This is a genomic window from Stenotrophomonas sp. 1L-E-5-B-C3, from assembly GCF_057292075.1.
Genome location: NZ_JBXAWS010000005.1, coordinates 90,161 through 101,230 on the forward strand (window position 1 = coordinate 90,161; position 11,070 = coordinate 101,230).

The following is an 11,070-nucleotide window of genomic DNA, read 5'->3' on the forward strand; positions in this document are numbered from 1 at the left end:
CCTGACGGCCTCACTTGGCCGGAAATCCCTTGAGGACGTTCGCAGCAGCGCTGCCAACGCGGGTGAAGTCTTCGGTAGCCCCCTGCATCATGGTCTGCGTCTGGGTCAGTACCCGCGCATACTTTTCATCGCCGGTGGCCAGGTACTGGGCCATGGCCACGCCGGCGGCGGTAGTGGCGATGGTCGAGACATTGCGCAGGGCATCGGCGGCATCCTGCACGGCGATGGCGGCGGACTGGGCCACGGCCTGGTAGGCCTTGCCGGCACCGCTGGTGGTCACCACGGTCTCGGACATGGTGGCCGTCTGCACCTGGTTGATCACATCGATGACCTGGGCGTTGACGTTGCGCGGGTCCATACGGGCTCCTTGATGGGCGGGTGCGGCCGGGCAGGGCCGGCGCGGTGTCAGGCCGGGGCGTCAGCGCCGTCGGCGGACGGGTGCGGAGTGGAGTCTGGCGCGGAATTCTGGACGGGACCCGCTGCTGGATCCGGACCAGGCGTGGAGTCGGGCGCAGGATCGGGCGCGGGCGCCGTGCCGTTGCCTGCAAGCTGCTCGAGCGTGTGCAGGCTGGCGTTGGCGGCCGCAGCATCGGCAGTGGCACCGTGGGTCTGTGCCTGCAGGACGCTGATGGCGGTCTTTCCTTCTGCGGTGGCCGCGGCGATGACGGCCGCAGGCGAAGGGGGGGCTGGCACCGGTCCCGGCAGGGGGATCACCTGCGGCGGTGGCGGCGGAGGCGGTTCTGGAGCAGGCGGTGGCACCGGCCAGGGCGCGTTGATCATCTTCGCGCAGGCGGCGGTGACCGCCGCGTTGCTGACCATGCTGGCCCCCTGCTGGCGGGCGACGGCGTTGTGCATGCCGGTACCCAGCGTTTCCAGCAGCACCATGTCCAGCATGCTGAAGGACTGCGCGGGTCCTTGCCCCACCAGCAGGGTGGAGGCCGCGCTGACGCTGTCGACGATCTGGCTGTTGACGGTGTTCTCAGTGCTCATGACGGAACGGCTCCCTTCTGGATGATCAAGGCGAGGACCTGCGCCAGGCTTGCGCTGGCGGTGACCTGGCCGCGCTGCTGGTTGGCGACGGCGTTCTGCATTGCAAGGCCGATGGTGTCGGCCATCGCCAGGTAACTGGCAGACATCGCGAACGATGGTGCAAGAGCGATCGCCAGTCCGGATCCGCTGCTGGTTGCATCCAGGAGGTAGCCGATGGCAGGCGATGTGGGCATGGATCAGGGGCCCGGCGTGACGCCGTCCTTGGCGGGGGCGCGGTGGCTGGCGTCACGCCGGGCCGACACGTCAGCGCAGACCCAGGATTTCGCGGGTGGCCACGCCGTTGGACGCGGTGTCGATCGCATACAGCGTGGACACGCCCTGGGTGGTCGAGGCCTGCATGGTCACGTAGGACTGCTGCTGGTTGTTGGTGGCGTTGTGCGCGGCGTTGGACAGCGCCTGGCTGGTGGCCACGAACAGATTGCCCATTGCGATGGCTGGCGCATCACCAAGCACCTTGGTGTTGACCTGCGAGACCGAATCGGTGATCTGGCTGTTGACGGCGGTGGGAAATGCCATGGTGGAAACTCCTTGGATGGACAGCACTACAGGAACGGAGACTGCCGGCACTTACTGGATTCAGCCGAGAATCTTCCGGGTGGCGGCGCCGGTGGCGCCGGTATCGATGGCGTAGAGCAGCGCGACGCCCATCGTGGTCGCGGCCTGGGCCGTGACGTACATCTGCTGCTGTGCGAGCGTCGCGTTGTGGGCGGCATTGGCCAGCGCCTGCGCGGTGGCCTGGTAGAGCGTGCCCATCGCCGTGGCCGGCGCCACGCCCAGCACCTGCAGGTTGGCCTGGCTGACCGAGTCGGTGATCTGGTCGTTGACGGCCGTGGGAAATGCCATGGCTCAGCTCCTTGCCTGGCGGCGCATCACGCGCCGAGGATCTGCTTGGTGGCCACGCCGGTGGTGGCGGTATCGATCGCGTACAGGGTGGCCACGCCCATGGTGGTGGCCGCCTGCGCAGTCACATAGGACTGCTGCTGGGCACTGGTGGCGTTGTGGGCGGCGTTGGCCAGTGCCTGCGCGGTGGCCTGGTACAGATTGCCCATGGCCACGGCGGGGGCATCGCCCAGCACCTTGGTGTTGGCCTGGGTGACTGAATCGGTGATCTGGTCGTTTACTGCAGTCGGAAAAGCCATGTCGAGCTCCTTGAGGTTGGCGGGTCAGCTACGGAACGACGGATCAGGAACCCAGGCCGCGGACGCGGGTGCTGAGGATTTCCTTGCTCGCCACGGCGGTGGTGGCGGTATCGATCGAGTACAGCGTGGCCACGCCCATGGTGGTGGCCGACTGCGCGGTCACATAGGACTGCTGCTGCGCGTTGGTGGCGTTGTGGGCGGCGTTGGCCAGTGCCTGGGCGGTGGCCTGGTACAGATTGCCCACCGCCACGGCGGGCGCATCGCCCAGCACCTTGGTGTTGGCCTGGGTGACCGAATCGGTGATCTGGTCGTTTACCGCGGTTGGAAATGCCATGTCCTGCTCCTGCGAAAAGGTGGAAGTGCGTGGTATCCAGCGTCACGGTGCGTTGTGCGTAACTGCCTGTGCTTCACCGTGGATGCAGAGTAGAAAGAAGCGTTGTTGGCGGATTGGTGGAATCGACGGAGAATGCGGGGGAAATGGTGTGAAGATCGGGGCCGTGATACGGGCGGATTGCTGGTCGGCATGGTGTTTCGATGATTGTGCTTCTGCACCCGGCGCGGCCCCGTCAAGCGCAGGCTCATTCGATGGGCAGGCCCTCGATGTAGCGCGCGATCGCGGCATACCAGTCGATGCTCTGCCGGTGCGCGGGACCGGTCGGTGGCGGATCCACCGGCTGGCGTACACCCAGCCGGGAGGAAATCTCAGCCTGCTCCACCTGCTGTACGCGCGACAGTTCCCAGTCCACGATCGACTCCGATGTCGGACGGCCCATCCAGGCGGGTCGTGGTGCAAGGTTCTGGTTGAGGGTGGTCGCCAATGTCGCCAGGTCGACATCTGCGGGCGCGGCGAAGCTGACCAGGAAGAACAGCACGCGGTCCGGCGGGTCACAGAACGCGACCGCCTGGTCCATGATGTAGCCTGCATCCAGAGTCAATCCCGTTTCCTCGCCGAACTCACGACGGGCCGCTGCTTCGGCCGCCTCGGTAGCACCCATTCCTCCACCGGGAAGTGCCCATTGCCCGGCCTGGTTGACGGTCACCGGCGTCCGTTCGGCAACCCAGGTTTCAAGCGCCAGCCGTGCCGCAGCGATGCGTGCGCCGAGCCCTGCATCCGGCCATACGGTGATGGGCGGTGCACCGAGCACGACGCGGCCCGCAAACCCGGCCGCCAGTGAGGCACGGTCGACAGCGGTCAGCACGGACGGAATCGCAGCCTGCAGCGCCTCGACGGTATTGACGCTGCGGGCTGTCTGAACCTGCCCCGTCGCGGCGGCGACCGCTGCAATGGCACCGGCATTGGCCGGCACCGAACTCCAGGCGGTACGGGCGGCGGTCTCGGCGTTGGTCAGCAGCGTGATGGCGCTGTCGGTCTGGGCGGCGCGATCTGCCGACGTCAGCGCGGTGTTCAACAGTGCTGCAGCCTCCATCACCAGAACCGGAGCGGCATAGGCGCTCCACCAGTTGTTGGTGACGCGCTTCTGGGCAATCAACCATTGGGTGCCGGATCTTACGGCGGCATAGACCTGGGGCATTGGTGTTCTCCTTCGTGTGGGTGGTTGGGGGTCAGTTGTTGCGGTGTTCGACGAGATAGCGCGCCGGTTGCACCGGATGGCCTGTGGCGTCGGTCACGATCGGCCGGTACAGGGTGTCGTAGCGTGCTTCCCAGGCAGGGACACCGTCGCGTTCAAGAAAGCGGCGCTGATCCTGCGGTGGCAGATCCACCGGGCCAGGCATGACCGGCTGCTCATCGCCTAGGTCGAACAGGTACTGGGCCAGCTGCTGTGCAGCACCCTGTATGCGATCACACAGCTTCGCGCGAGGGCCGCGGCGCCGGAAGTAGTCCAGGTCGTTCCAGTCCACATCCGCACGCTCGCGCAACGGCTCGAGTACATTGAGCACATCCCAGTCCTCGAACGCGTTGCGCCAGATCGACTGGTCCATTAGTACGGCGGGCAGGTTCGACACCGCCCATCGATAGGTGGCCAGATCCTGCGTGCGCAGCACATCCATCAGCGAGGCCTTCAGCCAGATGCCGGTGAGGTCCTTCAGACCACTGTGATAGGGCGCCCAGTCGCGCTGGGCCTCGGTCAGCGTGGCGCCCTGGTCCGCATCGATCGCCTGGGTGGAGCTGGCGTCCCAGGCTGCACGTTGCATCTCCAGCTGCAACGGTTCGCTGATCGACGCCATGGCGCCGGTCAGCAGCTTGCTCGCCACCAGGTAGAGCACGGCACAGCGCGGCAGCTCTACCGGGTCGAAGGCATGATCGGAGTCCAGGTGATCCACCTTGAGGATGTAGCCGCAGCTGGCCCGCAGCAGGACGTGCCGCCAGTACCAGAGATTGAGCTTGCGGTTGTCACGTTCGGTGATGCAGGGATGTTGCCCATTACCGGTCACCAATGCGGTGTACTGCGGCATGGCCGTCTTGCGCAGCATGTACAGGTAGTAGCCAGGCAGGGTCATGGGCAGGTTCATCTGCGAGGAAAACCCGCTTGACCAGAACTTGCTGTACTTGGCCAGGATGATCTGGCGCGTGTAGTCGGGCCATGTGTCTTGCTGCAGGCGATGCCGGTAGCGGCCCGCTGGGATGTTGATGCCGTCGTCGACGTTGTACACGTTGATCTCATCGCCCACGCTGGCCCAGCTGGCGTACTCGCTGGACGGCGGGGCAGGATGCGAGCCATCGTTGTCCAGCACGGCCAGGTCAAGCTGCCTGGCCTGGGCGGCGTCGCTGAGCAGGCCGTGCAGGCGTAACTGGAAGCGCTCCTCCCAGCGGTGGAACAGGCAGGCGACGATGGGCGACACGTCATCAACCGCGATGTCTTCCAGCTGCATGCCGACATGCTGCGGGGGCACGGTGACGGTCACCGAGTCACGCAGTGCCTGTACGAGTTTCTCCTTGAATTCGTAGGCGGACCTGATCGTGTTGAAGCGCAGCGGCGGACTGACCAGTTCGAAGGTGTTGTCCGAATCCGACTCGATCATCCATGGGCCGTCCTGCCCAAGGTTCACCTTTTTGCTGTTCTCCCAGGGGATTTCACCGGGTTTGAGGCGTGCCGCGACCACGTGGGTGAAGGCGAAGATCGCACTGTCGTGCGTGCAGAATTCGATCTCCATGCCATAGGTATTCCACGGAATGGCTTCGCCGCCTCTGTCGACGACGATGTGATTGTGTGTCAAGGCGTCCTTCGGACGCGGGTCCTTCACGATCCAGCCGATGATGTCGTCGCGGATGATGTTCAACATGGAGCACCCTGTTCGGCGCGAGGCCCGGAATGGCCGGCTCAGGGGCATGCTAGAAACGGGGAGACTGCGGGAATCGGCGGAATCGACGCGCAATGCGGGGTCATCGCGCGGATGTGTGCCGATGCGGCGGAATCGACGACGACGGCGGGCCGCAGCCGCGCCGTCGCCGGGCCGGGCCGCAGGCGCTAGAGCATGTACGGAATCTTGAACGCCAGGGTGAAGTCCGGCGCATCCGGGGTCAGGCCGATGCCAAGCAGGGTCACCAGGGTGGTGTGCTGGTTCAGCGCATAGGTCACGCCCAGATTCAGTGACGCCGCGTTGGCGTCACTGCCGATCACCTTCATCCACTTGCCGCCCTCGAAGCGGGTAGAGGCGCGGGCGCTGATGCGGTCACTGAAGGACAGGCTGAGGCTGGTGCGCTCGTTGAACGCGAACGCCACGCCCGCGCCGAAGTACACCGATCCGCCCAGCTTCACGTCGCCGGGATTGATCGTGTCCGGATTGCTGTCGATGTCATTGAACCCGCGTGGAATCGAGTGCACGTAGCCGATGTTGGCGAACAGGATCGCCGGATCGGCGGTCTTCACCATCGACAGGCCCAGGTTGGCCTGCCATACGCCATTGCCAGTGGGCTGCTCGCGCGGCACGGCGAAACGGATGTAGTCATCGTCGTCGCGCTCGATCACCTTCCAGTCCAGGCCGTAGGGCGCGCGCCCGGTCGGCGCGGTCACGCCGGCAGTGAGCACGGTTTCCGGGCGCCAGCCGCGCTCGCCGAACAGGCGGTAGTTCGCACTCAGACCGATATCACCCAGGCCGTTGCCGTTGGTTTCCTCCTGCGCGACGGCCGCCGCTGCGCCACCGGCACCGCCCTTCTGGTAGACCGTGCGTCGCGCCAGGTAAGGCACATCCAGGTTCAGCGTCAGGTTGGGGCTGACGCCCCAGCGAGCCGCAACGTTGTAGGTCAACGAATCGGATTCGACGTTCTCGATGGCGATGTTGCCGAGGAAGATCGCGTCCAGGGCGAGGAAGCCGTTGAGGGTGAGCTGCTTGCGGTCGTAGCGGGCGTAGGTGAGGCTGTTCTCGATGGTGAAGCGCCGCGAGAACAGCGCGGATTGCTGCTGCTTGACATCATCCACGCTGCGCCGTGATTCCTGCTTGGCCTGTTGCGCCTCGGCAGCGGTGCTGGCGTAGCCTTCGCTGCTGGGTGGAACGGCCGCGGCGGCCGCCGCGGCCAGCGGCGCGGCGGGCGTGGCTGTGGCCGGGCCCACCCGGCCACTCAATCGCGCCTGCATCGCCTGCACCTGCATGTCCAGTTCGCGTAGCCGCCGCACTTCCTGTGCGTAGTTGGATTTCAGCTGTTCCAGCTGGTTGGCCAGGGCCTGCACGTCAGCGCCGTCATCGCCTGTTGGCGGTGCGGCGAGCGCGGTGCCCGCCAGCGCCGCCAGCGCCAGCGGGGTGATCCTCAGAAGGGTGTGCATGTTGGTGTCCTGCGTTGTGAAGCGCTTCCCCCAATGCCTCGCCGTGCTACTGGCCCGGCCCCATGCCGCGGTTCAGCGCAATCGCCTGGGCCACGTTCTGGCTCAACGGCAGGTTGCCGCCCACGGTGTCGCGCACCAGCTCCAGCCGCAGCTGGTTGCTGGCGATCTGGCCATCACCGGCCAGGGCGATGCCCTGGCCGACACTGCCGTTGCGTATCCATTGCTGCACCAGGCCCTGGCCATCCACCTGCAGGAGCAGGCGGGCCTGGTTGCCATCGAGCACCGCGGTCGCGGTTGCGCCGGACTGCTGCGTGCTGACCGAACGCGCGCCATCGCTCACTGCAGAAGGCACCTCGCCATCACGCACGCTCAGCGTGGTGACATTGCGGGCGACGTTGCCATCGCCGGCTACCTGTACGCTCTGCACCAGGCCGCTGGCGTTGGCCAGGCCGCTGCTGTCGATGCTGCGGCCGCGGGTGTCCGGCAGTGGCGCATCTGCAGCGGTGACATGCACGCTGGGCTGGAAGCTCAGTTTCGGCGCACCGCCGCCGCGGAAGTCCATGGCCAGGGTCAATGCGCCCTGCAGGGTGCTGCCGTTGCCGGCCTGCCACTGCGAAACCATGGTCACCCCGAACCAGGCCACGTTGTTGCCGCCCACGGTGTACCGGCCTCGCATCAGGCTCAGTTCCGGGTCCGGAATTTCCTTCAGGCCTCGACCGGGCGTGCCCTCTGCTGCCTGCAGGGGCAGGGCAGGGAAGGCCAGCAACAGGGCCATCATCAGCGGTTGGCGGAACATGGTCGAACCTCCTTCAGAACAGGTCGGCATGGCTGAAGCCGAAGTCGACCAGTTCGGCATCGGTGATCGGCCCCTGCCGCGCATAGAGCGCGCGCGCACTGGGCCGCTCGCTGGGTTGCAGCAGGGCGGTGTTGCGATCGAAATCGCTGCCGATCACCACGAACACCGCGCGTGATGGCCAGGCCGCAAGGAATTCAGGCAGCGCCAGGCTGCGGTTGCCCAGGATCGGGTCGGCCACTTCCACGATGCCGTTGCGCACCTGCTTGAGCACCACGAAATGGCGGAAGCCGCGCACGTCCATCAGCACCAGGCCGGGGACGCGCAGGGTGCGCAGACGGGATTCGTCGATACGGTAGCCGCGGCCGCGCATGCCCAGCGATTCCACGTAGCGCTTGATGTCGAGCAGCGAAAAGCCGCGCTCGGCCACCAGTGCGGGATCGGAGACCCCCATCATCCCCTCGATCACCGTCGCCTCGTCGGTATCGAGGTGGTAGGCGTGGCGCAGGATGGTGGCCAGCGCGGCGGCCCCACAGCTGTAATCGGTGTGCTGGCGCACCACGTTGCGGTAGCGCCGCTCCTGCATGCTCTCCACCCTCTGCTGCAGCAACGCGCCATTGGGCAGTACGCCGCTGAAGCGCACCTCGCCCGCCCACGCGGAAGTGGTACCCAGCAGCAACAGCATCGCGAGCAGGCGCATCGAGAGGCGGCAACGGATCATCACGTTCTCCGGCAGCAGGGGGGAGCCCCTGTCCCAAGGGGGAGGAGGAACAGGGGCTCCCGGGAACCCGGCCATTGGCGGACGGCCGGGGTGTTGCGCTTACTCGCCGCTGCCACCACCGCCGCCGGTGCTGGGCTGGGCGACAGCCAGGGCCAGGCTGTTGGCCTGCAGGTTGCCGGTGCCCGCCGCCACGTTCACGCCGATGTTGCCGGAGGCGCCAGAGAAGGCACTGCCGGACAACGCCGAGGTGTTGGTCGCGTTGACGTTCACCCAGCGCGTGGTGCTGACCGTGCCACTGAGGCTGGCGTACAGATCGGCCACGCCCAGTTCGACGAACTGGCTGGTACCGCTCTCACGCGTATCGAAGCCCAGCCCGCCCACCCCCGGCCGGTTGGGGTTCATCGTGGCGTTCTGGATTTCGTTGTCCAGGTCGATGTGGCCGGTGCTGTTGCCGCCCGGGTGCGGCAGCTCGCCATTCCAGGTGTCCAGGTAGTAATTGGCCATCTGGTAGGCGTTGCCGGTGCCGCGGTAGGTGCCGGCACCGTAGGCCAGGGTCAGGCCGCTGACGCCGCCGCGCATGCCGACCTGCACGGTGTCGGTATAGGACTGCACGAAGCCGGCGTTGCTGACCGTGTTGCCGGTGGAGACCTGGTTGGAGCTGATGCTCGACTGCGCCACCGCAGTGGTCGCTACCGAGGCCGCGAGCGCGTTCTTCTGCTCGTTGTTGTTGCCCGAGGCGATGTTCACGCCGATGTTGCCCGAAGCACCACCGAAGGCATTGCCGCCGAGGCCCGCGGCGTTGGTGACGCCGGAGTTCATGGTGGCGTTGCCGAAGCCGGCCTGGTTCACGAACACCTCAGCGTCGGCCATGCCGAAGCTGAAGGATGCATCGGCAGCGGACAGCGACGCGGCGTTGTCCTGGGCGTTGTTGTCGCCCGACACCACGTTGAAGCCGAGGTTGCCCGAAGCGCCTGCACCGACACTGTCGCCGATGGAGGCACTGTTGGTGACCAGGCTGTTGCTGGTGGCGTTGTTGCTGATCGACTGCCGGTTGTCGATCACCGCGATGGCGGCGGAGTCGAGATCGATGTCGCCGGTGATGTTCGGGTCACCGGAGAAGTTGATGTCGGTACTCAGGCGCAGGTCCTTCTCCAGGTTCACGTCGACGCCGTGGTTGTTCTTCTCCTTGCGTTCGTCGGCCTGGATGTTGCTGTGCTTCTGCACATTGACGTTGACGGTACGGTTGCGTACGTCGTTGTCGGTATGGTTGTGGGTGTCGTTGCGGGTTTCGCTGACGGTGTGGTTGTGGTTGATGTTCGCATTGGCGTTCTGGTTGTCCCAGCCATTGGCCGCAGCGGCGGTCGAGGCAGTGGCAATCGCCATGGCGAGCATGGTCTGTTTGACGGTCGCTTTCATGGTGCCCTCTCTCTCATCAGGTGGTGCATCGGTTGGGTGGTTGTCACGGGCGGTCCTGCACGACCAGGCCAAGCACGTTGGCTGTGTCGTTGCCGCTGCCCGCGATCTGATTGAGTTGCAGGACCCCGTCGAATCCCCGCAGTGCGGTGCTGGCTACACCGGCGCTGCGGGTCCCCGTCGCAACGCCGCGACCGGCGTCGTCCCGCCCCCCTGCCAACGCGGAACCTTCGGCGGCCAGGGCCGTGTCGTCGGATTCGCGTATGCCCTGTCGAGCCAGCGTCGCGCTGACGACGTTGAGCGTCGTGTTGGCGATGCCGCTGGCCTGGTTGATCGAAGCGATGCCGCTGGCACCGGCCAGTGCGTTACCGCCGATGAGCGCGGACGCCTCCATCGGCGCCGACAACACCCGGTTGCCGCGCTGCAGCTGCTGGGCGCTGATCGCTACTTCGGCGCGTTCGCCGTGGGCGATGCCGCGCAGATTGGCCTGCAGGTTGAGGTCGCCGGCGGCCTGGTTCACGGCGATGGCACCGCTGGCGCCAGCCAGTGCGTGGCCGTCGATGCGGGCGACGTCGAGATAGGCGAGCATGCCGCTGTAGTCATCGGCCCGGGTCGCCCAGGGCGCTGCAGCGAGCAGCAGAAGCAACCCGTGCAGGGCCTTCATTTTCCACCTGCCGGGGCCGTGCCCTGCAGCGGGAACTGGGCCAACGCGCCGCGCACCGTATCGCCGATGCCGCGGGTGCTGTTGCCCACCGCGCCCAGCGGGCCGCTCATGGCGCCGCCCAGGCTGCTGCCGACCATGCCATCGCCGCCACGCCCCAGGGTGCTGCCCAGGGCCTGTTGGGTCACGCGCTCTACCGTTGTGCCGCCAGGCGCCGCGACCATGGCAGTGTGGCCTGCACCCATCCCGGCATAGTCGTCGTCGCTGAGCTCGTCCATGCCGGTCGAGGCGCCACCGCTGCCGAGGGCCGCGGCGATCTCGCGCTGCGGCTTCGGGTCGGCAATCAATGCCATCCCCGGTGGCGCCATGCGATAGGCCGGACGTGCCGAGACATCGCGCAACAGGACGATTTCGCCCGGTTGCGGCTTCACCCCTTGGCGGGCGCCCGATGCTGCCGCAACCCCCGGCAGCAGCAACAGCAGGACGGCCACTGAGGGGCCGAGTCTGCGAAGAACTGGGGTGACACCGTCCATGCCGATCTCCCGCGATGGGTGCGGCGGAACCACGCATCA

The 11,070-nt window shown here is 66.6% G+C and carries 15 protein-coding genes; all 15 read right to left on the reverse strand.

Annotation, left to right across the window (positions count from 1 at the left end; all coding sequences use genetic code 11):
* Positions 1-10: 10 nt before the first annotated feature.
* The gene (locus AC0Z6F_RS08315) at positions 11-358 is read right to left on the reverse strand and encodes a hypothetical protein (RefSeq protein ID WP_006368778.1); all 348 of its coding nucleotides are present in this window, start codon (positions 356-358) and stop codon (positions 11-13) included.
* 47 nt (positions 359-405) lie between these two features.
* Positions 406-990, reverse strand: a complete 585-nt coding sequence (locus tag AC0Z6F_RS08320; protein ID WP_485617024.1) for a RebB family R body protein — start codon at positions 988-990, stop codon at positions 406-408.
* Positions 987-1,223, reverse strand: a complete 237-nt coding sequence (locus tag AC0Z6F_RS08325; RefSeq protein WP_006368775.1) for a RebB family R body protein — start codon at positions 1,221-1,223, stop codon at positions 987-989. Before AC0Z6F_RS08325 ends, AC0Z6F_RS08320 begins: the two co-directional genes overlap by 4 nt.
* A gap of 70 nt (positions 1,224-1,293) precedes the next feature.
* Complete coding sequence (locus AC0Z6F_RS08330) at positions 1,294-1,566, reverse strand: RebB family R body protein (RefSeq protein ID WP_005416651.1); 273 nt, start codon at positions 1,564-1,566, stop codon at positions 1,294-1,296.
* Positions 1,567-1,626: 60 nt separating this feature from the next.
* Positions 1,627-1,893 (reverse strand): RebB family R body protein, encoded by a 267-nt coding sequence (locus AC0Z6F_RS08335; protein WP_006368771.1) that lies wholly within the window; start codon positions 1,891-1,893, stop codon positions 1,627-1,629.
* A gap of 26 nt (positions 1,894-1,919) precedes the next feature.
* A complete protein-coding gene (locus AC0Z6F_RS08340; RefSeq protein ID WP_006368769.1) occupies positions 1,920-2,189 on the reverse strand; it encodes a RebB family R body protein in 270 nt (89 codons plus the stop codon).
* Between the two features lie 43 nt (positions 2,190-2,232).
* A complete protein-coding gene (locus tag AC0Z6F_RS08345) occupies positions 2,233-2,523 on the reverse strand; it encodes a RebB family R body protein (RefSeq protein WP_005416648.1) in 291 nt (96 codons plus the stop codon).
* A 244-nt stretch (positions 2,524-2,767) separates the two neighbouring features.
* Positions 2,768-3,721 (reverse strand): NUDIX domain-containing protein, encoded by a 954-nt coding sequence (locus tag AC0Z6F_RS08350; RefSeq protein WP_485617026.1) that lies wholly within the window; start codon positions 3,719-3,721, stop codon positions 2,768-2,770.
* A 31-nt stretch (positions 3,722-3,752) separates the two neighbouring features.
* Positions 3,753-5,432 carry a hypothetical protein gene (locus tag AC0Z6F_RS08355; RefSeq protein ID WP_485617027.1) on the reverse strand — a complete coding sequence of 560 codons (1,680 nt, stop codon included), beginning with the start codon at positions 5,430-5,432 and terminating at the stop codon, positions 3,753-3,755.
* A gap of 185 nt (positions 5,433-5,617) precedes the next feature.
* Positions 5,618-6,910, reverse strand: coding sequence for a transporter (locus AC0Z6F_RS08360; protein ID WP_485617029.1), 1,293 nt, complete (start codon positions 6,908-6,910; stop codon positions 5,618-5,620).
* A gap of 46 nt (positions 6,911-6,956) precedes the next feature.
* Positions 6,957-7,706: a hypothetical protein gene (locus AC0Z6F_RS08365; protein WP_485617030.1), complete on the reverse strand. Its 750-nt coding sequence runs from the start codon at positions 7,704-7,706 to the stop codon at positions 6,957-6,959.
* Positions 7,707-7,719: 13 nt separating this feature from the next.
* Positions 7,720-8,424 (reverse strand): C39 family peptidase, encoded by a 705-nt coding sequence (locus tag AC0Z6F_RS08370; protein ID WP_485617032.1) that lies wholly within the window; start codon positions 8,422-8,424, stop codon positions 7,720-7,722.
* 99 nt (positions 8,425-8,523) lie between these two features.
* Positions 8,524-9,840, reverse strand: coding sequence for a hypothetical protein (locus AC0Z6F_RS08375; RefSeq protein ID WP_012511147.1), 1,317 nt, complete (start codon positions 9,838-9,840; stop codon positions 8,524-8,526).
* Positions 9,841-9,883: 43 nt separating this feature from the next.
* Positions 9,884-10,501, reverse strand: a complete 618-nt coding sequence (locus AC0Z6F_RS08380) for a hypothetical protein (protein ID WP_153675702.1) — start codon at positions 10,499-10,501, stop codon at positions 9,884-9,886.
* Entirely contained in the window at positions 10,498-11,031 is a 534-nt protein-coding gene (locus tag AC0Z6F_RS08385; RefSeq protein ID WP_006368470.1) for a hypothetical protein, read from the reverse strand. The genes AC0Z6F_RS08380 and AC0Z6F_RS08385 overlap by 4 nt, the downstream gene beginning before the upstream one ends.
* Positions 11,032-11,070: the final 39 nt, after the last annotated feature.